Consider the following 23,201-nt stretch of genomic DNA (forward strand, 5'->3'; position numbering starts at 1 on the left):
GGTCAATCATCTATCCTGGCCCGATCAGCTAAGCAGCGTAGCGTCCAGAGTGATTTTTGCATTCAGGACTTTCGACACCGGGCAGCCTTCTTTGGCCGCAGTGGTCAGTTTGTCGAATTGCTCTTGAGTCGCGCCCGGCACTTTGGCCTTCAGCGTCAAGTGAACTGCAGTGATCGCGAAGCCGCCATCAACCTGGTCGAGCGTGACGTCTGCAGTCGTGTCGATGCTTTCAGCGGTGAGGTTCTCGCCACCCAGGATCATCGACAGCGCCATGGAGAAGCAGCCAGCATGCGCTGCGCCGATCAATTCTTCAGGGTTGGTGCCTTTGCCGCCTTCGAAACGAGCCTTGAAGCCGTATGGCGCTTCACGCAATACGCCAGTTTCAGTGGAGATGCTGCCGATGCCAGTCTTCAGGTCGCCTTCCCAGTGGGCCGATGCTTTTTTGACAATGCTCATGGTGTCTCCTCATGGATAAGTGCGGTTTCGCACGGGGTTAAGGTTTCTGAGGATAGCTCGGTCTGGAAAGTTCAACTGTGGGAAGGATCCGAAAATAAAGTAGCATTTTTCTACTTTAGGGATTGAATCTGAGGCATATGCCCTTATCCTCTTTAACAACCGCGGGTTTCGGTCATCAGCGTTTTCTCCATCAGACGGGTCATGCGCCAAGCCTGCAAAAACATTTTCGAGGATCGTTGACGACCTATGAAACGTTTAGCTGATGTGAAGATTTCCACACTTGATCTGGTGCCCGTACGCCACGACAGAGGCACTGCAGAATCTCTGCGCAACTCATTGAACCTGGCTCAGCATGTTGAAAAGCTGGGCTACAACCGCTTCTGGGTGGCCGAACACCACAATATGGATGGCATCGCCAGTTCGGCGACTTCGGTCCTGCTGGGCTATCTGGCGGGCGGCACATCGACCATTCGCGTCGGTGCCGGTGGCATCATGCTGCCCAACCACGCGCCACTGGTGATCGCTGAACAGTTCGGTACGCTGGCAAGCCTGTATCCGGGGCGTATCGATCTGGGTCTGGGCCGAGCGCCGGGTTCCGATCAAATGACCGCTCGCGCACTGCGGCGCGAGCGCTCTGGCAGCGCCGATGACTTCCCTGAAGATGTGACTGAGCTGATGGCCTACCTTGGCCCACGCACACCCGATCAGCGAGTCATCGCCGTCCCGGGCACTGGCACCAATGTGCCGATCTGGTTGCTGGGTTCAAGCCTGTTCAGTGCGCAACTGGCCGGGCAACGCGGTCTGCCTTATGCCTTTGCGTCACACTTCGCGCCGCGCTACATGCACGAAGCCATTCGGGTTTATCGCAATCACTTCGAACCTTCAGCCGTACTCGACAAGCCCTACGTGATGCTCGGTGTGCCGCTGGTGGCTGCCGATACGGACGAGCATGCAGAGTATCTGGCGACATCGCTGTATCAGCGGATTCTATCGCTGATGCGCGGTCAGACTTTGATGCAAAAGCCGCCCGTGAAGAGCATGGAAGGGTTGTGGCTGCCTCATGAGCGTGAAGCGGTAAGCGACTTCCTCGGCCTGGCGATGGTTGGCAGCAAGGAAAAAATCCGGGCCCGGCTGGACGTGTTGCTGGAGCAGACAGATGCCGATGAGCTGATCTTCACCTGCGATATGTATGAGCATGCGGATCGCTTGCGCTCGTATGAAATTCTGGCCGAGGCTGCAAAAGGCTAAGGGCGACGCTGCACCTGTAGGAGCTCACGAGCACCGCGAGGCCGCGATGGCGGTGTATCAGGCAAACCGCTATCGCTGCCTCGCGGTGCTCGTGCACTCCTACAGGGCAAAAGGTTAGCCACAGAAACAAAAAAACCGACTTCAACGAGTCGGTTTTTTTGTATCCGCAATCAGATCAGCCGCGCTGATACACGATTTCCTTGGCGCCGCCTTCACAGCTGCCGACAACTTTCTTGTCGGTCACGCTGCCTTTGTCGACGACTTCAAGCGTGTAGGACGAAGCGCCTTTAGCCTGAAGCTTTGCGTCAATTTCCGCTTTCAACTCTTCGCACGGTTTGCCAGCCGCCAGGGTGGTCCCGGCGATGCTCAGCAAACCTACCGCCAATAGAAACTTCTTCATTGGTCAAACTCCTTCGTCAGGCCAAATCAGGTCATCTACATGGCAAACGACCTGAAAGAATTAACCACGCCGACGATTGTTCGCAACAGCGGGCTCTATCTGTGTAGCGGAGGATATGGCAATCAGCCAGTGCGAAAGTTCAGCGATGATCAGCTGTTGGCAATCCGAAAGCCTACTTTCAGGGTGACCTGGAAGTGCGCAACCTTGCCATCTTCAATATGACCGCGAGTCTCAGTCACTTCGAACCATTCCAGATGATTGATGCTCTTGCTCGCCTCGGCCAACGCGTTGTTGATCGCGTCTTCGATGGTGGTGGTAGACGAGCCAACCAGCTCGACCTTCTTGTAGGTGTGATGATCAGTCATGGCAGTTCTCCTAAGGGTCATTACGAGCGCTGCAGTGGGCACGCTCCCTACCTCTGTGGGGAAAAGCGGCATAAAAGTTCAGCATTTTGCGAAAACACAAACGCACTTTCTGAAAAGCCCGTAGTCGGAAACAACACATGCCACTCACCATCGCAGGAGAAACATCATGGCTAGCACTTCACTTCGTAAAGCCTCGCTTCAAAGCATGGAAGCGGAAATCGAAAGTCTGTTGAAAGCACTTGAAGGCTTGAAATCCGACGCGTCGGACGAATCGCGCAAGACCCTCAAAAATTTGAAAGCCAACGCTGAAAGCGCGCTGAGCCACTCGCGCAGCCTGCTGAGCGATGTGTATGAAGACGTGAAAGTCAAAACCCGCGAAACCAGCGTTGCTACCCGCGACTACGCGCAAGAGCACCCTTGGACTACTGCCGGTGTTGCAGTGGGCGCGGTTGGCCTGCTGGCTGCCTACCTGCTGTTCAAACGCGGCAACTGATTAGACGCTCAGGGCCTTCCCGAACGTTTCAGCTCATTTTTTAACCAGTTGGCTAATGATTGAGCGCGCCCATCAGCGGCACGTTTGGGAACCCACAACGCCAGTTGCGCCGGGGTTTCGCTGAAACCCCATGGCGCAACCAGGCGACCAGCCCGCAGGTCATCCGCCACCAGCGGCTCAGGTGCAATCGCAACTCCCAGGCCAGCCACGGCCGCTTCCAGCAAATAATACAAATGCTCAAAACCCTGCCCATATTGCAGCGCTTTCGGGTCGATGCCGTTTTGTTGTGCCCAACTGGGCCAGGCTTGCGGCCGCGACGTGGTTTGCAGAAGGGTTTCTTCGAGTAAGTCTTCTACCGGTGCCTGCCGCAATTGCGCGTAACGTGCGAAGTGCGGGCTTAACACCGGCCCGATTCGCTCACTCGCCAGCTCGAAGACCTGCATGTCCGTCGGCCACGGCGGCTCGGCGAATACCAGTAGCGCGTCCAGTCCGGGACGACGCGGATCCAGGTCACCTTCACCCGCTGACAAGTGCAGACGCAGATCCGGCAAGTCCGCATTCAGCCGCCCCAGACGCGGAATAAACCAGCGCGCCAGCAAGCTTCCGGAACAGCCCAGCACAAACGGGGCATCCGCATTGCCCTTGCTGAGCTCGGCACACACGGCGCGCAGGCGGTCGAACGCGTCGCCGCTGGCGTCTCGTAGGCGAATGCCTGAATCTGTGAGTTTAAGGCCACGTCCATCCTTGACGAACAAGGCGACGCCCAAGTGTTCTTCAAGGACTTTCAGTTGCCGGCTTACTGCACCGTGAGTCACGTGCAGCTGTTCGGCCGCCTGACTGACGCTGTTCAAACGTGCAGTGGCCTCAAAGGCTCGCAATGCATTTAGCGGAGGAAGGTCGTGGCTCATGGTATCTGTGAGTTTTCCTGACAGGTTGCAGAGATCTTATCGGTTTTCAGATGGGTTGGCGCTGGTTAAAGTATGTTCATTGCCGATCCGGCTCACTCATTCGCTTATCGACCCTGGAGGTCACATGACCCAGACCAACTTCAGCAGCGGCCCAGACGCCAACGGCTTGTTCGGTTCATTCGGCGGCCGCTACGTTGCCGAAACCCTGATGCCACTGGTGCTTGACCTGAATCGCGAGTACGAAGCTGCCAAAGCCGACCCGGAATTCGTCGAGCAACTCGCCTATTTCCAGCGTGATTACATTGGTCGTCCAAACCCTCTGTACTTCGCTGAGCGTCTGACCGAGTTCTGCGGCGGCGCCAAAATCTACTTCAAGCGCGAAGAGTTGAATCACACTGGCGCGCACAAGATCAATAACTGCATCGGCCAGGTCCTGCTGGCCCAGCGCATGGGCAAAAAGCGTCTGATCGCCGAAACCGGCGCAGGCATGCACGGCGTGGCAACGGCTACTGTCGCTGCACGCTTTGGCCTGCCATGTGTGATCTACATGGGCGCCACCGACATCGAGCGTCAGCAAGCCAACGTATTCCGCATGAAGTTGCTGGGCGCTGAAATCGTCCCTGTCACCTCCGGCACCGGCACCCTGAAAGACGCGATGAACGAAGCATTGCGTGACTGGGTAACCAACGTTGACGACACCTTCTACCTGATCGGCACCGTGGCAGGCCCACACCCGTACCCGGCGATGGTTCGTGATTTCCAGTCGATCATCGGCAAGGAAACCAAGGTCCAGATGCAGGAGAAGGAAGGCCGTCTGCCAGACAGCCTGATCGCTTGCGTCGGGGGCGGCTCCAACGCCATGGGCCTGTTCCATCCGTTCCTGGATGACAGCAGCGTGGACATCATCGGCGTCGAAGCCGGTGGTCACGGTGTTGATACCGACAAGCACGCCGCCAGCCTCAACGGTGGTGTGCCAGGCGTACTGCACGGCAACCGCACTTACTTGCTGCAGGACAACGACGGCCAGATCACTGACGCGCATTCGATATCTGCCGGTCTGGACTACCCAGGCATCGGCCCGGAGCACGCTTACCTGCACGAAGTGAAGCGCGTCGAATACGTCAGCATCACCGACGAAGAAGCGCTCGAGGCCTTCCACCATTGCTGCCTGCTGGAAGGCATCATCCCGGCACTGGAAACTGCTCACGCTTTGGCCGAAGCCATGAAGCGCGCTACTAACCTGCGCGACGACCACTTGATGGTGGTGTGCCTGTCGGGTCGCGGTGACAAAGACATGCAAACCGTCATGAACCACATGGCCGCTGCCGAACAGAATCAGGAGAAGCTGGTATGAGCCGCCTCGAACAACGTTTCGCCCAGCTGAAAACCGAAGGCCGTGCGGCATTGGTGACCTTTGTCACCGCAGGCGATCCGGGTTATGACACCTCGCTGAAAGTGCTCAAGGGTTTGCCAGCAGCCGGTGCCGATGTCATCGAACTGGGCATGCCGTTCACCGACCCGATGGCTGACGGGGTGGCGATTCAACTCGCGACCTTGCGTGCTCTGGACGCCGGTCAGACGTTGCTGAAAACCCTGCAGATGGTCAGCGAGTTCCGCGTCGACGATCAAACCACGCCGATCGTGCTGATGGGTTACTACAACCCGATCCATCGTTATGGCGTGGAAAAATTCGTCGCCGCCGCCAGCGAAGCCGGCGTTGACGGTCTGATCATCGTCGACTTGCCACCCGAGCATGACGCCGAACTGGCGACGCCTGCTCAGGCTTCCGGTATCGATTTCATCCGCCTGACCACGCCAACCACTGACGATGCGCGTCTGCCACGGGTTCTTGAGCGCAGTTCCGGCTTCGTCTACTACGTGTCGGTGGCGGGCGTGACTGGTGCGGGTTCGGCGACGATGGAGCACGTTGAAGGCGCAATCGAGCGTTTGCATCGTCATACCAGTCTGCCGATCTGTGTCGGATTTGGCATTCGCACTCCGGAGCAGGCTGCGGCCATCGCTCGCCTCGCCGACGGCGTAGTCGTGGGTTCGGCACTGGTGGACAAGATCGCCAATGCTGCGTCGCCAGAGCAGGGCGTCGATGACGTATTGAGCCTGTGTGCGGCCTTGGCCGAAGGCGTACGTAAAGCTCGTGTGAGCTGAAGGTAAAGTTCCTGATACAGAGGAATCAAAGCGCAAACGCCTGTACTAAGTAGTCAGGCAAAGGGGTTCAGGACTGATGTCGTGAACCCCTTTTTGCTGCATTGAATTTTTCAGGAGCACCACATGAAACTGCCGAACCGTTTGATTGCCGGGCTGGGTATCTTGATGATCAGCGCCAGTCCGCTGTTGCAAGCAGCACCGCAAGATCAGCGCGGCGGCCCTGACGATAACCGTCAAGGTCAGCAACAAGGTCCAGGTCCGCAGAGCAAAGGTGGTCATGAGCAGGGCAGACAGGGTCAAAACCCGGGCCCAGGCAACGACAACCGTCCGCAACAGCAAGCGCATCAGGACAACCGTGGCGGCAATCGTCCACCGGAAAATTTTGATAGCGTGCGCAATACCATCCAGCAGCACCGCGACGTGATCGGCCGTGGTCAGCCGCTGCCGCCGAACATTCATGTGGTCAAAGGCCACCCATTGCCACCGGGTTACGGCAAACGTCTGGACTCGCGCTCGCTGCAACACCTGCCTCATTACGATGGCTACGAATGGCGCCGTATGGGCACCGACGTAGTGCTGATCGCTGTGGGCACCGGGATTGTTTACGCGATTCTGGATGGTGTTTTGAATTAACAAAAACCTGTACCTGTAGGAGTGAGCTTGCTCGCGATGGCATCAGTTCAGGCGATCAATTCGCCGGCCAAGAGACCTAATCGCGAGCAAGCTCACTCCTACAGATCCAATGTCTACTGCACGACAGCGCGGTGTCAGAGCCACAGGTTCTGATTTAGTTCGAATTAGCGCCTGAACATCCCCAGATTCAACGGCCTTACCGCCCCCATCCAGATCGCATGCTCGGTATGATCCGCCAGCTCATCGCCAGTCAGCGGATGGGTAAACACCACCAGACCATTGCGATTCAGCGCCAGCCATAGCACGACATCGGCAAACTGCTGATGATCAAACGCCAACTGACAACTCCAGTCGGTATGCGGGCCGACCGGCCGCTCGTGAACCCTGCCCATCGCCAAACCAAACTTCTCGACCGCCGCCTCACACAAGGCCCGGGCCTGCTCGATGGTGTCAGCGTCGAAATAGACATGCGCGTGATAGCCCTGAATCTCTGGCATATGTGCTCCCTGCGGTTGGCTGGATACTGTTTATCGGGGCTATTCTGACTCGCTAAGTGAGTTATCCACAGACCAGAATCGATTTCCAAGCAGAATGCAAAAATACTTGTGACGGAATAACCGTGACGGGCGAGCTATCAGTTTCTGATAGTAAGAACTCCACCGCCGCCACCGCCACCTGAACCGCCACCATGATGTCCACTATCAGGATGTCCACGGCCCGTGGTAGGACCGTGTTGCGGTCTGCGTTTACCTCGTGGTCGTTGACGCGGTTTGGCTGGTGGCTTTGGAACAACAGGAGCAGGGGGCAGACTAGCCGGCGGGGTAGGCGTGGTAGTCACTGCTGGGCTTGGCGTTGGAGTGGGGGGCGGCAACGCGCCAAGATCAATAACTGGAAGCTCAGACGACGGAATACCGAAGACCTCTTGCGATAGATTATTGAAAAAAGCATCAACGCGTTTTTGCACAGCGCCACCAAATCCAGATGCAGCCGCCTTGTAGGTAGACAACGTGTCGACCCGAGCCCGCCACCCGTCGGCAATGGCTTTCATTTCAGGCGATCCGATGACAGATGCTGTTCCCATAAAAGTTTCTGTACGGAATGCCATCTGTACCTCGCCCATAGGATTACCCGTATTAGCAAGTACCTCGTTCCAATAAGCTTCTCTCGTCGATTCGGATGGCATGACTTTAAAAACCGAATTCAAAGTCCAGGCATCTGGACCGAGCCCAGCAGCAGAGAACACTTTGTTGTGAAACGCCCATGCCTCCTGATGATTGATATCACGATCAACATAGCCTTGACTCGCCAGCTGAGCGGACAATGTACTGAGATACTGCCGCGCCATTGCGTTGTAGATCCGCGACTCGTTAATCGTCTTGCCAGCGTCACGCGCGGTCAGCCGCAAGAAATTCATAGAGGCGTTGCCTGATACAGATCCTCCCGTCACGACACTCTCAGCTAATGTTGCATATTTGTACCCTTTGATCTGTAGAAAAGCATACATACTAGATGCAGAATCATACTGAAGGAGTATTTCTAGTGTTTTTATATCGTTAGGGTTTAATTTTTCAGCCATCTCTTATCTCACAAATATAATTAAGCGAAAAAACCCATTCGCATTCCAATCAAGCCAATTAAAATATAATAAATCAGGATTACCCTTATTAGGTTATACACCCAATACCAAGCCCGTATCTTCACCCTGTACCAAGTCCAGCGCATAGCGGTGATAAGGACAACGTATGCACTCAACATAAACAACTTTACTTTTATGTGTGCCATATATAATTACCTTAGCCAGAAAATTCAGATACAAGATCTGAAAACCTTGGAACACAAGTAACTCGACGCGGGCCAAAAAGTAAATACAGGTCAAGTCCTAAAGTAACGTAGGAAAGTTCGGACCACAAAAAATATATAGCTAAAACATGGACGAACTATCGAGTCGCACAAGAGACAACTCTGCTAAACAGCAATCGACGGCAACGGCCTGCCTGTCAACGAAGTCCCGCTCTGCGCCTGCTCACTTTCCAGCCAATCCACAAACTGCTGAACAATCTGCACCCGCCGTTTGCGTTGTGGCAGTACTACGTAATAGCCATAAGCGGAGACCGCTGTCCCGTCGATAGGGCGACACAACAATCCTTGATCAAGCAGGGCGTCCACCAGATGACGCCAGCCGATGGCGACGCCCTGGCCCGCTATCGCGGCCTGGATGAGCAAGGTGTAGTTGTCGAACCGCAATTGCCCGGGAGCAGGGGCCTGGGGGATGTTCAAGGCGCGGAACACGCCGCCCCAGTCGAACCAGTTGGCGCTGCCTTCGCCACGTAAATGCAGCAGCGGAAACTCTCGCAGTACATCAGTGGGCAACGGCGGCTCACGCCCGGCCAGTAACTGCGGGCTGCACACCGGGAATACTTCTTCACTGAACAACCAGCGGCTCTCGCCTTGTTTGAAACGCCCGTCGCCAAACAGCACGGCGACGTCGATATCGGCGCGCAGCATGCTGTGGCTGCGCTCACTGGTGACGAGGCTGACGTCCACGTCCGGATGAGCTTCGTGAAAACGATGCAGGCGAGGCATCAGCCAGTAAGCCGCGAAAGCAAAGTCGGTGGCGACCTGCAGCACTTCGTGTTGATGCTGATGGGTGATCGCGATCAAGCCTGTGTCCATCGACTGCAAGCCGGTCTGCACGTGGCTGAAAAGAATGTCGCCCGCATCCGTCAGCTCGATGCCACGGTAGATCCGATCAAACAACCGGGTGGCCAGCTGTTCTTCTAGGCGTTTGATCTGCTGGCTCACGGCGGGCTGAGTGGTGCCCAGCTCGACAGCCGCAGCTGTAAAACTGCGCAGGCGCGCTGCGGCCTCGAACGCCCAGAGCAGATCCAGCGACATTTCACCAAGCGATTCAAACATAAGCTGCACTTATCCTAGGCATTGCCTTGCATGGGCTTTACCATAAATCCCATGGGTCCCATCCTCAATCGCAGCACTTTCGCATAAATATTCACTATGGGATGCCGCGAATACATGAAGCGCAAAAATATTCTTTTCATCATGGCCGATCAAATGGCCGCGCCGATGTTGCCGTTCTACGCTTCGTCTCCTATCAAGATGCCTAATCTGAGTCGCCTCGCTGCTGAAGGCGTGGTGTTCGATGCTGCTTACTGCAACAGCCCGCTGTGCGCGCCGTCGCGTTTCACGCTGGTCAGCGGTCAGTTGCCCAGCAAGATCGGCGCTTACGACAACGCCGCTGAATTCCCCGCCGATATTCCGACCTACGCCCATTACCTGCGTCGTCTGGGTTACAAGACTGCACTGTCCGGCAAGATGCACTTTTGCGGGCCCGACCAGCTGCACGGCTACGAAGAACGCCTGACCAGTGATATCTATCCCGCCGACTATGGCTGGTCCGTCAATTGGGACGCGCCGGATGTGCGTCCGACCTGGTATCACAACATGGCGTCGGTGCTGCAGGCCGGTCCATGCGTGCGGACCAATCAGTTGGACTTCGATGAAGAAGTGGTCTTCAAAGCCCAGCAATACCTGTTCGATCACGTGCGTAACGACGGCGATCAACCGTTCTGCCTGACGGTCTCCATGACTCACCCGCACGACCCGTACACCATTCCCAAACCGTTCTGGGATCTGTACAGCGACGAAGAAATTCCGATGCCGCAGCATCAGCCCGACCAGGCTGATCAGGATCCGCACTCCCAGCGGTTAATGAAAGTCTATGATCTGTGGGACAAGCCGTTGCCCGAGGAGAAAATCCGCGACGCACGCCGCGCTTATTTCGGCGCCTGCAGCTACATCGACAGCAATGTCGGCAAGCTGATGCAGACGCTGGAAGAGATCGGTCTGGCGGACGACACCATCATTGTGTTCTCAGGCGATCATGGGGATATGCTGGGCGAACGGGGTCTCTGGTACAAAATGCACTGGTTTGAAATGGCAGCTCGGGTACCGCTGCTGGTTTACGCGCCAGGCCAGTACAAGGCCGGACGCGTTGGCGCCGCGGTTTCCACCGCCGATCTGTTGCCGACATTTGTCGCGATGGCTGAAGGCGAGCTGGTGGATGGCTTGCCACTGGACGGTCAGTCACTGATGCCGCATTTGCTGGGCGAGGGCGGCCACGATGAAGTGTTTGGCGAATACATGGCCGAAGGTACCAACAGCCCGTTGATGATGATTCGGCGTGGCGCGTACAAATTCATTTATTCGGAGCAGGACCCATGTCTGCTGTTCGATGTCCATAACGATCCACAGGAACTGGAAGAGCTGAGCCAGTCGGACACTCACCAGCAACTGTTCAATGAATTCCTGGCTGAAGCACGGGCCAAATGGGATATACCGGCGATACACCACCAGGTGCTCGCCAGCCAGCGCAGACGGCGTTTTGTCGCCGAATCGCTGGCACTCGGCAAGCTGAAGAGTTGGGATCACCAGCCGCTGGTAGACGCCAGTCAGCAGTACATGCGCAACCACATTGATCTGGACGATCTGGAGCGCAAGGCACGTTATCCACAACCTTGACCCTGCCAAAAAATCAAAAAACTAGGGGAAGTTAATGAAGACGTTATCCAAAACACTCGTGATTGGGGTCATGGCGTTGAGCAGCCTTGCGGTACAGGCTGCCGAGCAAAGTTGCAGCACAGTGAAACTGGCCGACCCAGGCTGGAGCGACATTGCTGCAACCAACGCCATTGCCGGCTTCCTGCTGGACGGGATGGGCTACAAAGCCAAGGTCGATACCCTGGCGGTGCCGATTGCTTACGGCGGTCTCAAGGATGGCAAGCTGGACGTCTTCCTGGGCAACTGGATGCCTGCGCAACAGGGTTTCTATGACAAGTTTGTCGCGACCGGGGATGTCACCCAACTGGCGAAGAATCTGGACGGCACCGAATTCACCCTGGCCGTGCCGGATTATGTCTGGGATGCGGGCGTGCACAACTTTGCCGACTTGAACAAGTTCGCCGACAAGTTCGAGAAGAAGGTTTACGGGATTGGCTCCGGCGCGCCCGCCAACCTGTCGATTCAGAAAATCATCAAGGAGAACGAGTTCGATCTGGGCAGCTGGAAGCTCGTCGAATCCAGCGAACAGGCGATGCTGGCTGAAGTGAATCGCCGGGTGAAAAAAGATCAGTTCGTGGTGTTCCTTGGCTGGACGCCGCACCCTATGAACGTGCAGATCAAAGGCCTGCATTACCTCAAAGGCGGCGAGAAATACTTCGGCGACACTGGCACCGTGCACACCCTGACGCGCAAAGGTTACGCCGAGGCCTGCCCGAACGTAGGCAAGCTGTTGACCAACCTGACGTTCACTCAGGAGATGGAAAACAGCATCATGGCCGACGTGACCAACAATAAAGTCACCAACGCTACCGCGGCCAAAGCCTGGATCAAAGCCAACCCGGCCGTGCTGGATAAATGGCTGGATGGCGTGAAAACCATTGATGACAAAGATGCACTGGCGGCGGTGAAGGCGAAGCTCTAAAAGGGCTAAGCACACTAACCTGTAGGAGCTGCCGAAGGCTGCGAAGCAATATTCCTGACATATCGCATCGCAGCCTTCGGCAGCTCCTACAGATGCATAGAACCTTGCACCCAACTGTCTGACACTTCACCCTAACCCCTCCGCAATCCTTCAAAGAGCGTTTCATGGGTTGGCTCAACCGCCATAAATTCCTGCCGTTTCTTGCCTGGCTTCCCCGCCAGACTCGCGCCACCGTGGGTCGTGATGCGTTGGTGGGGTTGAGCGGGGCGATTCTGGCCTTGCCACAGTCCATTGCTTACGCCCTGATCGCCGGATTGCCTGCCGAGTACGGTTTATACGCGGCGATAGTGCCGGTCATGATCGCCTGTTTGTGGGGCTCGTCATGGCACCTGATCTGCGGGCCGACGGCGGCGATTTCAGTCGTGCTCTACGCCAGCATCAGCCCGCTGGCGGTCCCGGCCAGTCAGGATTACATCACTCTGATTCTGCTGCTGACGTTCATTGCCGGGCTGTTCCAGTTATTGCTTGGCATGGTGCGCTTCGGCGCGCTGGTGAACTTCGTCTCCCATTCGGTGGTGCTAGGTTTCACCCTGGGTGCTGCCGTGGTCATTGCTCTGGGGCAAATGCCCAACCTGATCGGCATCGATTTACCCAGTCAGACCACCGCCCTGAAAAGCCTGATTGCGGTGCTGGAGCATCGAGGCGAGCTGGACACGCCGTCACTCATACTGGGTTTGCTGACGCTGGTGCTCGGCATGGTCCTCAAGCTGCTGGTACCGCGCTGGCCCACACTGTTAATCACACTGATCGCCTCCAGTCTGCTGGTCTGGCTATGGCCTGCGATGTTTGGCCATGTTCGCGTGGTTTCCGCATTTGTCGGGCATCTGCCGCCGTTGAGCCCGCTGCCGCTGGATCCGGAACTGATCCTCAAACTGCTGCCATCCGCCGTGGCGGTGGGCATGCTCGGGCTGGTCAACAGCCTGTCGATTTCACGCTCCCTGTCCACCCGCTCCCAGCAACTGATCGACGCCAACCAGGAAGTCCGCGCTCAAGGTCTTTCAAATATGGGAGGCAGCCTGTTCTCGGGCTTTCTGTCAGCAGGTTCGTTTACTCGCTCGGCATTGAGCTTTGAAGCGGGCGCCAATTCCCCCCTGGCCGGGATATTTTCCGCCCTGTGGGTCGCGCTGTTTGCCGTCGCCGGGGCATCGTTGATCGCGCACATTCCCATCCCGGCCATGGCGGCTTCGATTCTGCTGATTTGTTGGGGACTGGTGGACCGGCGCGGTATTCGCGCGTTGTACCGGGTCAGTCGCTCAGAGTTTCTGGTCATGGCGCTGACCTGCGTTGCGACATTACTGCTCGAACTGCAAACCGCCATTTACGCGGGGGTGCTGGCGTCGCTGTTCTTCTACCTCAAGCGCACTTCACAGCCCGTCGTGCAGCAATGGCGCGACGGTGACGAAGACATCATGCGCGTTGGCGGCTCGATCTTTTTTGGTGCCAGCCACTATTTGCAGACAAGACTGCAGCGCACAGAAGGCAAACACGTGGTCATTGAGGCGCAGCACATTAACTTCATCGATTACTCCGGCGTCGAGATGCTTCATCAGGAAGCCCGACGCCTGCGTGATCAAGGCCGGACCCTGACGTTGCGTCGGGCCCGGCCGCAGGTGATTGATGAACTGCGCAAGCTGGAAGGGGAGAAATGTCCGATCCGGTTCGAGGATTAAGCCGCGAGTTGCCTGCGCAACTCGGCCAGCACCGGCGCTGAATCCGGTCGCACGCCGCGCCATAGCAGAAAGGCCTCTGCGGCTTGTTCGACCAGCATGCCCAGGCCATCCACAGATTGCGCCGCGCCGTGCTCGGCGGCCCAACGGCAGAAGGCTGTAGGCTCGCTGCCGTACATCATGTCGTAGCAGAAGGTCTCACCTGGCTCGATCAGGCTCGGCGAAATCGGCGGCAGTTCTCCGGCCAGGCTCGCGGAGGTGGCGTTGATGATCACATCCACGGACTCTTCCAGCCAATCGAAACCGCTGGCAAATACGGGGCCCAGATCAGCAAATTGCTGAGCCAGCAGCTCGGCTTTTTCTACCGTCCGATTAGCGATCACTAATACCGACGGGCGCTCGGCCAACAGTGGCTCCAGCGCACCGCGCACTGCGCCGCCCGCACCGAGTAACAGCACGCGCTTGCCACGCAGACTCACGCCGCAGTTAACCGTCAGATCCCGCACCAGCCCCGCGCCATCGGTGTTATCACCGAGCAAGGTGCCGTCAGCCAGCTTGCTCAGGGTGTTGACTGCGCCTGCACGCCGGGCGCGTTCGGTCAGGCTGTCAGCCATGCGATAAGCCTGTTCCTTGAACGGCACTGTCACGTTGGCGCCACGGCCTTCGTTGAAGAACGCCTTGGCGAATGCGGTGAAGTCATCCAGCGGCGCAAGCGCCGTGCGGTAATCCAGCGGTTGACCGGTCTGTTCGGCGAACAGGCCATGAATCAGCGGTGACTTGCTGTGGCCGATGGGGTTGCCGAAGACGGCGTAGTGGTCCATTGGGTTTCCTGTTTAATTTCAGATTCGGCCTCGGTAGGAGCGAACTTGTTCGCGAGGCGGTGCACCTGACACAACGCCTCGCCAACAAGTTGGCTCCTACCGAGACCTCGCTCACCGCTAAATAATCATCAACCCAACGCCAACCAGTCCCGATCCTGCAGGAAATACTCGGTCAGGCGCGCTTCTTCACTACCCGGCACGGCTTTCCAGTCGTAGCCCCAACGCACTTGCGGTGGCAGCGACATGAGGATCGACTCAGTACGCCCGCCGGATTGCAGGCCGAACAGCGTGCCACGGTCGTAGACGAGGTTGAATTCCACATAACGCCCGCGACGGAATTCCTGAAACTCGCGTTGCTGCGCGGTATAAGCGTCTGCCTTGCGACGACGCACGATGGGCAGATAAGCGTTGATAAAGGCATCGCCAATCGCGCGCATAAAGGAAAAGCTGGTGTCGAAATCCCACTGGTTCAAATCATCGAAGAACAAGCCGCCGACGCCGCGTGGCTCGTTGCGATGCTTGAGGTGGAAGTAGCTATCGCACCACGCCTTGTAGCGTGGATAGACGTCAGCACCAAACGGCGCACACGCCTGTTCGGCAACCCGGTGCCAATGCACGCAGTCTTCTTCGACACCGTAATAAGGCGTCAGATCGAAACCGCCGCCGAACCACCAGACGGCTTCCTCGCCTTCTTTTTCGGCAATGAAGAAGCGTACGTTGGCATGGGATGTCGGCACATGAGGGTTGTGCGGGTGGATCACCAGCGACACGCCCAGCGCCTCGAAACCACGTCCGGCCAGTTCAGGCCGGTGGGCGCTGGCGGAGGGTGGCAGGCTGGTGCCGAAGACATGAGAGAAGTTGACGCCGCCTTTCTCGATCACTGCGCCATTCTCGACAACACGCGTACGACCACCGCCACCCGCGGGGCGAGTCCAGGCGTCTTCGACAAAACGGGCATCACCGTCTTCCTGTTCCATAGCAGTACAGATCCGGTCTTGCAGATCGAGCAGATAGGCTTTGACGGCCTCAGTGCGGCTAGAAGACATGGCGACCTCTTTAACTGACTTCAAACGGCTGGGCACCCGGACTTCAAGGGCCACAGCGAAATTGGCGCGTAGCATAACACCCGTGGCCAATCGACCGCAGTTGACGAAGCGCAAACGAAGGAGTCCGATAGAGCCCTTTCACATTCCTGTTTCGATTGATCATGGAGAGAACAAATGGCAAAGCGTATCCAGTTCAGCACGACCGGCGGCCCGGAAGTTCTTGAGTATGTGGACTTCGAACCGGCCCAGCCTGGCCCGCAACAGGTACGTGTGCGCAACAAGGCCATCGGCCTGAACTTCATTGAGACCTACTTCCGCAGCGGCCTGTATCCGGTACCGTCCTTCCCGTCCGGGCTGGGTAACGAAGGCGCGGGCATCGTCGATGCCGTGGGCAGCGAAGTCAGCCGCTTCAAAGTCGGCGACCGTGTTGCGTACGGCACCGGCCCGTTGGGCAGCTACAGCGAGCTGCATACTTTGCCGGAAGCCAATCTGGTACATCTGCCGGAAGCGATCAGCTTCGAACAAGCCGCCGCCATCATGCTCAAGGGCCTGACCGTGCAGTATCTGCTGCGTCAGACCTACGTCGTCAAACCGGGTGAAACGATCCTGTTCCACGCCGCAGCCGGTGGCGTAGGCTCTCTGGCCTGCCAATGGGCCAAGGCGCTGGGCGCAAAGCTGATCGGTACTGTCAGCTCAGCTGAGAAGGCCGCTCACGCCAAAGCACTGGGTGCTTGGGAAGTGATCGACTACAGCAAGGAAGATGTGGCCAAACGCGTGCTGGAACTGACTGACGGCCAGAAATGCCCGGTGGTTTATGACGGTGTTGGTCAGGACACCTGGACGACTTCTCTGGACTGCGTTGCACCGCGCGGCCTGTTGGTCAGCTTCGGTAATGCATCCGGACCTGTTGCAGGCGTGAACCTGGGGATTCTGGCCAGTAAAGGCTCGTTGTACGTCACGCGCCCAACTTTGGGTAGCTACGCCAACACGCCACAGACCCTGCAAAGCATGGCCGACGAACTGTTCGACATGCTCGCCAGCGGCAAGATCAAGGTGGATAACATCCAGCAATTCGCACTCAAGGATGCAGGCAAAGCGCAGATCGAACTGTCAGGCCGCCGCACCACTGGCTCGAGTATCTTGATTCCTTGATTTGAAATGCAGCGTCTGTGACATGACGTGGGACCGGCTTTAGCCGGGAAGAGGCCGGGACAATCCCCAGAAATGGGACGTCAGAAATACCGCTTTCCCGGCTAAAGCCGGTCCCACGTCAGGTTGCGTGGCAAACCTGGAATCTCCTACAGAAGCATCTCTATCGTTACCCCGCTCGAACAACCTCTGCCGTAGCAATATCGCGAATCACGCTCGGATTACGGCGGCCTCCCAGGCTGCCGCCGAGCACGCCATCGATCTGCCCGCGGAAATACTGCTCAACCCTCAGACGTGAGCGCGCAGCCGGGCGGCCTGCCGGGTTGGCCGAGGTAGAAATCAGCGGCCCGACCAATGCACACAGTTCTCGCACCGTTGGGTGATCGCTAACCCGCAGCGCAACCGTCTCGTGAATACCGGTAATCCACTGAGGCAGGAGGTTCTGGTGCGGCACGAGCCACGTGTTGGGACCCGGCCAGGTGCTGGCCATGCGATCAATCCACAACTCCGGGAAATCCTCGAACAGGAAATCGAACTGACGAATGTTGTCAGCGATCAGAATCAGCCCTTTTTCCACGGGCCGCGATTTGATCGCCAGCAGGCGGTAAACCGCTTCTTCATCCCAAGGATCACAACCCAGCCCCCACACCGCTTCGGTTGGATAGGCAATGACCGCACCGGCGCGAATATTTCGGGCGGCTTGTTGCACTCGCCAACTGCTGACCATTTTCACTCTCCGCTAAAACATTGTCGGCAGTTTAACCTCAGGCTGCGCGCGCAAACCATCGTCCTGCTTCACAGGCAATGCGTCCGTCCAGCTCCAGTTCCGTCAGCGCAGCGAGCACCTTCGGCAAGGCCCAGCCGGTAGAGTGCGCCAAAGCTTCACTGGTATGGGGCGCTGCATGCAGTAACGCCAGCAGGGGATGGTCGATAGCGACTTCAGCGGTCTGCACGACTTCGGTTGGCGCCACCACCTGCCAGCCCCGTAATGCGTCGAGAATGTGGTGCACCGTCTCGACCAACACTGCGCCATCGCGAATCAGTTGATGGCAACCACGCGCTCCGGGGTGATGAATCGAACCCGGTATGGCATACACCTCGCGGCCCTGTTCGGCAGCCAGTCGGGCAGTGATCAGAGAACCGCTGGCAACGCTGGCCTCAACCACCAACACGCCCAGGGACAAACCACTGATGATTCTGTTGCGCCGCGGGAAGTTGCTGGCCGTGGGCCCCGCGTCCAGCGGGAACTCTGAAACCACTGCACTTCCCTCGGCAATCATCCGCGCTGCGAGCGCTCGGTGGCGCTGTGGATAAAGTTTTTCAATGCCGGTGCCCAAGACGCCGATTGTAGAGCCGCCGACGTCCAGAGCGGCCTGGTGCGCAGCACCATCGATGCCCAACGCCAGACCACTGGTGATGACAAATCCGGCCCCTGCAAGACTTTTGGAAAAGGCTGCCGCGGTATCCAGTCCCGGACGTGAAGCGCGGCGGCTGCCGACCATCCCCAGCTGTGGTCGGTCGAGGATCGAGGCGTTGCCTGCGACGAACAGAAGAGGAGGTGGATCGGGGATTTCCGCTAGCAAAGCCGGATAGTGCGGATCGTCCCACATCAGTAAATGCTGGTCCGGACGCTCTAACCAGACCAATGCAGCACTGGCGCCATCGCGCACATCCGGATCGCGTCGCGCCTCGGCGCACGCTGTTGGCAACCCCAGAGAACGCCACGCGCTGGCCGGTGCGCTGAGCGCAGCAGAGGCGCTACCGAACGCATTGATCAACTTGAAGAATCGCTTTGGCCCCACCTCCGGCAAGCGATGCAAACGCAGGCGCGCTTCCTGTTCGGCAGGCGAAGGGGCAGCTTTTTCAAACAGCGGCATAAGATCTTCCTTGATCTGCAGCGCACCAAAATTGGTGGCCAATCCTGTGGATAACTCTGTTAACAACAATTTGATAACTGGTGAAACCGTGACAAGAATCTGTATTAATTCTGCAACATGACGTTAAGGGTTCTTGACCTTGTCCATCACCGCCAGGGAACGGTTGGCGTTCAGAACCAGGCCGTAGCTGAGTTTTTCGTAGGTGCGGAAAATCATCAGCAGGCCGGCGCGTTCGTCAGGAATTTTGACTTGTTCACCGGTGATGCGATCACGGACAGTCTCACCCGTCTTGTAGATCGCCAGCACATTGCCTTCGATCAGACCGTCACGCTTGCCGCGATCCACCGTGACGACATCCATGACGCCGATCTGATTCACGCCACGTGGAACATCGATGATCAAGCCGTTGATCTGATTACCCGGCTCGCTTGGCAGGAAGCTGGAGTTGATTGCCCGCTCTTCGCTGGCGAACAGTCGGTCGCCCAGACGCACTTCCTGATTCGAGCGTTGCAGCATGAGCGTGGAGATATCACCTTCGGACGCGACAATTTCTCCACCGCCGATCTCGTCGGCGTTAATCCCCAATACTTCCTGAGTGACCGGATCGGTGTAGGTTTTGCCTTGGCGGAAGATGCCATAGACCGAATGCGCAGGGTCCAGAGCACCACGGGCATAGATCCGGTCGCCAATCCCGCTCAGCACTCGCTCGGCATTGCCAGCCACGATGTACGGCGCTCGTTCGAATTGCTCGGGAGCGTCCACAATGCGGTTGCTGAGCAGAAAGGCATTGATCGCGCCCAGAGGAATACTCGGCACCGCTTCAATCATCGGCGTACTGCGCACCTGTGGTGACAGCTTGACGGTGCCGCGTGATGCGCCGCGATTGAGGGTGACGCGAGGCTGACCGTCTACGTAACTCAGCGTCAAGGTATCGCCGGGATAGATCAGATCAGGGTCATGGACCTGCGGGTTGGCGCGCCAGATTTCCTGCCATTTCCAGGGCTCGCTGAGAAACTTGCCTGAAATGTCCCAAAGCGTGTCACCGGCAACGACGGTATAACGCTGGGGATGGCCTTCCCTGAGTTGCACTTGCGCCTGCACAAGACCGGTCACGGCCAACAGCAGCAGGGCGAGTAGTGATTTCCTCATGCAGTGAATCCCTTTATCATGTTGCTTCGCGTGAACATAGAGTCCTATCCGGCTCGGTGTGAAAATGGTTGCCCCGCTTGAACGTCCAAAGCCTAGCAGCCGATTTTGACTTTACCCTACAAGTGCAGCTCTTACGTATATGGCTATCCTAAACATTCTCGAGTTTCCCGATTCGCGCCTGCGCACCATCGCCAAGCCGGTGGCCGTAGTAGACGCCGACATTCGTCAGTTGGTCGATGACATGTTTGAAACCATGTATGAAGCGCCAGGTATCGGGCTGGCTGCAACCCAGGTCAACGTTCACAAGCGTGTCGTGGTCATGGACCTCAGCGAAGACCGCAGCGACCCTAGGGTTTTCATTAACCCCGAGATCGAAATGCTGACCGATGAAATGGATCAGTATCAGGAAGGCTGCCTCTCGGTGCCGGGCTTCTACGAAAACGTCGATCGCCCGCAAAAAGTGCGTATCAAGGCACTGGACCGCGACGGCAACGCTTACGAAGAAATCGCCGAAGGCCTGCTGGCGGTGTGTATCCAGCATGAGTGCGATCACCTGAACGGCAAGCTGTTCGTCGATTACCTGTCCAACCTCAAGCGCGACCGGATCAAGAAAAAGCTCGAAAAACTGCACAAGCAGAACGCTTGACTCAGTCTGTTGGAGCGAGGCTTGCCCGCGAACGCGGTGTGTCAGTCCACATATGCTTAATCTGACCTGACGCTTTCGCGGGCAAGCCTCGCTCCAACAGGATCCCGTTCAGCCCGCCATTCCCCCTTTCCCAACGAGAAGCCCATGACTGAGCCACTGCGCATCGTCTTCGCCGGCACACCAGAGTTTGCCGCTGAACACCTCAAGGCCTTGCTCGACAGCCCTCACCAGATCATCGCGGTCTACACCCAGCCTGATCGCCCGGCAGGTCGTGGACAAAAGTTGATGCCGAGCCCGGTGAAACAGCTAGCTGTGCAACACGATATTCCGGTGCTGCAACCGCCGACCCTGCGAGACGCTGCGGCTCAAGAAGAAATGGCAGCGCTCAAGCCCGATCTGCTGGTCGTGGTTGCTTACGGCCTGATCCTGCCGCAAGTCGTGCTGGACATTCCGCGTCTGGGCTGCATCAACAGCCACGCATCGCTGCTGCCACGCTGGCGCGGTGCGGCGCCGATCCAGCGCGCCGTAGAGGCAGGCGATGCCGAAAGCGGCGTCACGGTCATGCGTATGGAACTGGGTCTGGACACCGGGCCGATGCTGCTCAAGGCCATCACGCCCATCACCGCTGAAGACACCGGCGGCTCGTTGCATGATCGCCTGGCTGAACTGGGCCCGCCTGCTGTGTTGCAAGCCATTGCCGGTCTGGCCGACGGCACGCTCGTCGGCGAAATCCAGGACGACAATCTCGCTACCTACGCTCACAAACTCAACAAGGATGAAGCGCGCATCGACTGGACGCGCCCGGCTGAAGAGCTGGAGCGCCTGGTTCGCGCATTCAATCCATGGCCGATCTGCCACAGCACGCTGAACGGCGAAGCCCTGAAAGTCCTCGCCGCCAGCCTCGCTGAAGGGCAGGGCGAGCCGGGCGTCATTCTCGACGCGAGCAAGGATGGCCTGATCGTCGCGTGTGGTCAGGGCGCGCTACGTTTGACTCGCCTGCAATTGCCCGGCGGCAAGCCACTGAATTTCACTGACCTGTTCAACAGCCGTCGCGAGAAGTTCGCCACTGGCACCTTGCTGGGCCAGCAGGTGACCGCGCAATGAATCCGCGTCTGGCTGCCGCCAAGGCGTTGGCCGCTGTGCTCAGCGGCAAAGCTTCGCTCAACAGTTCGCTGCCGACGCAAATGGACAAGGTTGAAGTCCGTGATCGCGGCCTGACTCAGGATCTGGCGTTCGGCACAGCCCGCTGGCAACCGCGTCTTTCTGCGCTGGCGGCAAAGCTGTTGCAAAAGCCTTTCAAGGCCGCCGATGCCGACGTCGAGGCGTTGCTGCTGGTGGGTTTGTATCAACTTCTGTATTCGCGCATCCCGGCCCACGCGGCCATCGGCGAAACGGTAGGTTGCGCCGACAAACTGAAAAAACCTTGGGCCAAGGCGCTGCTAAACGCCGTGCTGCGTCGTGCCCAGCGTGAAAGCGAAGCGCTGTTGGCCGAGCTGGAACATGATCCGGTGGTGCGTACGTCCCACCCGCGCTGGCTGCAAAAAGCCTTGAAAGCGGCCTGGCCGGAGCAATGGGAAGCCATCTGCGCCGCCAACAACGCGCATCCGCCGATGATTCTGCGGGTCAATCGCCGGCACAACAGCCGCGATCAATACCTGGAACTGTTGGCCAAAGCCGATATTGAAGCCGTCGGCTGCACGTTCAGTCAGGACGGTATTCTGCTGACCGAACCTTGCGATGTGCGCAGCCTGCCGGGCTTTGCCGAGGGCTGGATCAGTGTGCAGGACGAAGCTGCGCAACTGGCTGCCGATCTGCTGGAACTGGCGCCGGGCCAACGAGTGCTGGACGCCTGCTGCGCCCCCGGCGGTAAAACCTGCCACTTGCTGGAAGTGCAGCCTGCGCTGGCTGGCGTCGTGGCGGTGGATCTGGAGGCCAAACGTCTCGTACGTGTGCGCGAAAACCTGGAGCGCCTGGGCCTGAGCGCCGAACTGATCGCTGCCGATGCCCGGGAAACCGCGCAATGGTGGGACGGCAAGCCATTTCAGCGCATCCTGCTTGATGCGCCGTGCTCGGCAACCGGCGTGATCCGTCGCCATCCCGACATCAAGCTGACCCGTCAGGCTGATGACATTCCGGCCCTGGCAACCCTGCAAGGCGAGCTGCTCGATGCCCTTTGGCCGACGCTGCAAGTCGGCGGCATTCTGCTTTACGCCACCTGCTCGACACTGCCGATGGAAAATACAGAAGTCATCGAGGCGTTTCTGGCTCGCACCTCCGGCGCACGTGAGCTGGACATCGCCGGTCAGCTCGGCCAGCAGCCGCCCGGTCTGAAACCGCCACACGGTCGCCAACTGCTCGCGCAGGAAGGCGGGCATGATGGGTTCTATTACGCCAAATTGATCAAGATCGCTGGTTGATCCGCACTACTCAAATTCAATGCAATCTCTTGTGGAAGATTCTATTTTTGCCCGCAAGTCAATGTGACGACGTGGGACCGGCTTTAGCCAGGAAGGGGCCGGAACAGCCGCTGAGTGTGTGGTATCTGCCAGGCAGCTTTCCCGGCTGAAGCCGGTCCCACGTCATCAGCCTGCTCCCACAGGATTCACGCAATTCCATAGGTTTG

Annotated in this window: 24 protein-coding genes; 12 read left to right on the forward strand and 12 right to left on the reverse strand. The window is 57.9% G+C overall.

Annotated features, from left to right (window positions below; all coding sequences use genetic code 11):
* Window positions 1–24 precede the first annotated feature (24 nt).
* Window positions 25–456 (reverse strand): OsmC family protein, encoded by a 432-nt coding sequence (locus H8S59_RS18315; protein WP_087269543.1) that lies wholly within the window; start codon window positions 454–456, stop codon window positions 25–27.
* 246 nt (window positions 457–702) lie between these two features.
* Here H8S59_RS18315 and H8S59_RS18320 point away from each other — a divergent pair, with 246 nt between their 5' ends.
* Window positions 703–1,704 carry an LLM class flavin-dependent oxidoreductase gene (locus tag H8S59_RS18320; RefSeq protein WP_187522348.1) on the forward strand — a complete coding sequence of 334 codons (1,002 nt, stop codon included), beginning with the start codon at window positions 703–705 and terminating at the stop codon, window positions 1,702–1,704.
* Window positions 1,705–1,879: 175 nt separating this feature from the next.
* On the opposite strand, the gene H8S59_RS18325 is transcribed toward H8S59_RS18320, so the two are convergent.
* The gene (locus H8S59_RS18325; RefSeq protein ID WP_027901547.1) at window positions 1,880–2,104 is read right to left on the reverse strand and encodes a DUF1161 domain-containing protein; all 225 of its coding nucleotides are present in this window, start codon (window positions 2,102–2,104) and stop codon (window positions 1,880–1,882) included.
* A 149-nt stretch (window positions 2,105–2,253) separates the two neighbouring features.
* Entirely contained in the window at window positions 2,254–2,469 is a 216-nt protein-coding gene (locus H8S59_RS18330) for a dodecin (RefSeq protein ID WP_027901548.1), read from the reverse strand.
* A 166-nt stretch (window positions 2,470–2,635) separates the two neighbouring features.
* Here H8S59_RS18330 and H8S59_RS18335 point away from each other — a divergent pair, with 166 nt between their 5' ends.
* On the forward strand, window positions 2,636–2,962 hold the full coding sequence (locus tag H8S59_RS18335; RefSeq protein ID WP_095093157.1) for an ElaB/YgaM/YqjD family protein: 327 nt from the start codon (window positions 2,636–2,638) through the stop codon (window positions 2,960–2,962).
* 8 nt (window positions 2,963–2,970) lie between these two features.
* Here the strand turns inward: H8S59_RS18335 and H8S59_RS18340 are convergent, their stop codons facing one another.
* Window positions 2,971–3,870 carry a LysR family transcriptional regulator gene (locus H8S59_RS18340; RefSeq protein WP_187522349.1) on the reverse strand — a complete coding sequence of 300 codons (900 nt, stop codon included), beginning with the start codon at window positions 3,868–3,870 and terminating at the stop codon, window positions 2,971–2,973.
* Between the two features lie 124 nt (window positions 3,871–3,994).
* Between H8S59_RS18340 and trpB the strand changes: the two genes are divergently transcribed.
* From trpB to H8S59_RS18355, 3 genes are all read left to right on the forward strand, one after another.
* Complete coding sequence (gene trpB, locus H8S59_RS18345; RefSeq protein WP_095093155.1) at window positions 3,995–5,224, forward strand: tryptophan synthase subunit beta; 1,230 nt, start codon at window positions 3,995–3,997, stop codon at window positions 5,222–5,224.
* Complete coding sequence (trpA, locus tag H8S59_RS18350) at window positions 5,221–6,033, forward strand: tryptophan synthase subunit alpha (protein ID WP_027901552.1); 813 nt, start codon at window positions 5,221–5,223, stop codon at window positions 6,031–6,033. The genes trpB and trpA overlap by 4 nt, the downstream gene beginning before the upstream one ends.
* Before the next feature lie 123 nt (window positions 6,034–6,156).
* Window positions 6,157–6,666, forward strand: coding sequence for an anti-virulence regulator CigR family protein (locus tag H8S59_RS18355; RefSeq protein WP_187522350.1), 510 nt, complete (start codon window positions 6,157–6,159; stop codon window positions 6,664–6,666).
* 164 nt (window positions 6,667–6,830) lie between these two features.
* Here the strand turns inward: H8S59_RS18355 and H8S59_RS18360 are convergent, their stop codons facing one another.
* The 3 genes from H8S59_RS18360 to H8S59_RS18370 all read right to left on the reverse strand — a co-directional run bounded on the left by H8S59_RS18360 (window position 6,831) and on the right by H8S59_RS18370 (window position 9,582).
* Entirely contained in the window at window positions 6,831–7,163 is a 333-nt protein-coding gene (locus H8S59_RS18360) for a DOPA 4,5-dioxygenase family protein (RefSeq protein WP_187522351.1), read from the reverse strand.
* Between the two features lie 137 nt (window positions 7,164–7,300).
* Complete coding sequence (locus H8S59_RS18365) at window positions 7,301–8,242, reverse strand: hypothetical protein (RefSeq protein ID WP_187522352.1); 942 nt, start codon at window positions 8,240–8,242, stop codon at window positions 7,301–7,303.
* 389 nt (window positions 8,243–8,631) lie between these two features.
* A complete protein-coding gene (locus H8S59_RS18370; protein WP_187522353.1) occupies window positions 8,632–9,582 on the reverse strand; it encodes a choline sulfate utilization transcriptional regulator in 951 nt (316 codons plus the stop codon).
* Window positions 9,583–9,696: 114 nt separating this feature from the next.
* Between H8S59_RS18370 and betC the strand changes: the two genes are divergently transcribed.
* From betC to H8S59_RS18385, 3 genes are all read left to right on the forward strand, one after another.
* Window positions 9,697–11,202, forward strand: a complete 1,506-nt coding sequence (gene betC, locus H8S59_RS18375; RefSeq protein WP_187522354.1) for a choline-sulfatase — start codon at window positions 9,697–9,699, stop codon at window positions 11,200–11,202.
* 34 nt (window positions 11,203–11,236) lie between these two features.
* On the forward strand, window positions 11,237–12,163 hold the full coding sequence (choX, locus tag H8S59_RS18380) for a choline ABC transporter substrate-binding protein (protein ID WP_187522355.1): 927 nt from the start codon (window positions 11,237–11,239) through the stop codon (window positions 12,161–12,163).
* Between the two features lie 164 nt (window positions 12,164–12,327).
* Complete coding sequence (locus tag H8S59_RS18385; protein WP_095093148.1) at window positions 12,328–13,893, forward strand: SulP family inorganic anion transporter; 1,566 nt, start codon at window positions 12,328–12,330, stop codon at window positions 13,891–13,893.
* On the opposite strand, the gene aroE is transcribed toward H8S59_RS18385, so the two are convergent.
* On the reverse strand, window positions 13,890–14,711 hold the full coding sequence (gene aroE, locus H8S59_RS18390; protein ID WP_187522356.1) for a shikimate dehydrogenase: 822 nt from the start codon (window positions 14,709–14,711) through the stop codon (window positions 13,890–13,892). The two genes, H8S59_RS18385 and aroE, sit on opposite strands and share 4 nt — an antisense overlap.
* 128 nt (window positions 14,712–14,839) lie before the next feature.
* Window positions 14,840–15,757: an oxygen-dependent coproporphyrinogen oxidase gene (gene hemF / locus H8S59_RS18395; RefSeq protein WP_187522357.1), complete on the reverse strand. Its 918-nt coding sequence runs from the start codon at window positions 15,755–15,757 to the stop codon at window positions 14,840–14,842.
* Window positions 15,758–15,931: 174 nt separating this feature from the next.
* Here hemF and H8S59_RS18400 point away from each other — a divergent pair, with 174 nt between their 5' ends.
* Entirely contained in the window at window positions 15,932–16,909 is a 978-nt protein-coding gene (locus H8S59_RS18400; RefSeq protein WP_187522358.1) for an NADPH:quinone reductase, read from the forward strand.
* A 166-nt stretch (window positions 16,910–17,075) separates the two neighbouring features.
* Here H8S59_RS18400 and tsaC read toward each other — a convergent pair whose 3' ends face one another.
* The 3 genes from tsaC to H8S59_RS18415 all read right to left on the reverse strand — a co-directional run bounded on the left by tsaC (window position 17,076) and on the right by H8S59_RS18415 (window position 19,932).
* Window positions 17,076–17,633, reverse strand: coding sequence for an L-threonylcarbamoyladenylate synthase type 1 TsaC (tsaC, locus tag H8S59_RS18405; RefSeq protein ID WP_095093144.1), 558 nt, complete (start codon window positions 17,631–17,633; stop codon window positions 17,076–17,078).
* Window positions 17,634–17,670: 37 nt separating this feature from the next.
* The gene (dprA, locus tag H8S59_RS18410) at window positions 17,671–18,783 is read right to left on the reverse strand and encodes a DNA-processing protein DprA (protein ID WP_187522359.1); all 1,113 of its coding nucleotides are present in this window, start codon (window positions 18,781–18,783) and stop codon (window positions 17,671–17,673) included.
* Between the two features lie 123 nt (window positions 18,784–18,906).
* Complete coding sequence (locus H8S59_RS18415; RefSeq protein ID WP_095093143.1) at window positions 18,907–19,932, reverse strand: LysM peptidoglycan-binding domain-containing protein; 1,026 nt, start codon at window positions 19,930–19,932, stop codon at window positions 18,907–18,909.
* Between the two features lie 139 nt (window positions 19,933–20,071).
* Here H8S59_RS18415 and def point away from each other — a divergent pair, with 139 nt between their 5' ends.
* The 3 genes from def to rsmB all read left to right on the forward strand — a co-directional run bounded on the left by def (window position 20,072) and on the right by rsmB (window position 22,995).
* On the forward strand, window positions 20,072–20,578 hold the full coding sequence (gene def, locus H8S59_RS18420) for a peptide deformylase (protein WP_095093142.1): 507 nt from the start codon (window positions 20,072–20,074) through the stop codon (window positions 20,576–20,578).
* A 144-nt stretch (window positions 20,579–20,722) separates the two neighbouring features.
* Window positions 20,723–21,682 carry a methionyl-tRNA formyltransferase gene (gene fmt, locus H8S59_RS18425; protein ID WP_187522360.1) on the forward strand — a complete coding sequence of 320 codons (960 nt, stop codon included), beginning with the start codon at window positions 20,723–20,725 and terminating at the stop codon, window positions 21,680–21,682.
* Window positions 21,679–22,995 carry a 16S rRNA (cytosine(967)-C(5))-methyltransferase RsmB gene (rsmB, locus tag H8S59_RS18430; RefSeq protein ID WP_187522361.1) on the forward strand — a complete coding sequence of 439 codons (1,317 nt, stop codon included), beginning with the start codon at window positions 21,679–21,681 and terminating at the stop codon, window positions 22,993–22,995. The genes fmt and rsmB overlap by 4 nt, the downstream gene beginning before the upstream one ends.
* Window positions 22,996–23,201: the final 206 nt, after the last annotated feature.

The organism is Pseudomonas folii (genome assembly GCF_014357575.1).
In the GTDB taxonomy this organism is placed as follows: Bacteria; Pseudomonadota; Gammaproteobacteria; order Pseudomonadales; family Pseudomonadaceae; genus Aquipseudomonas; species Aquipseudomonas folii.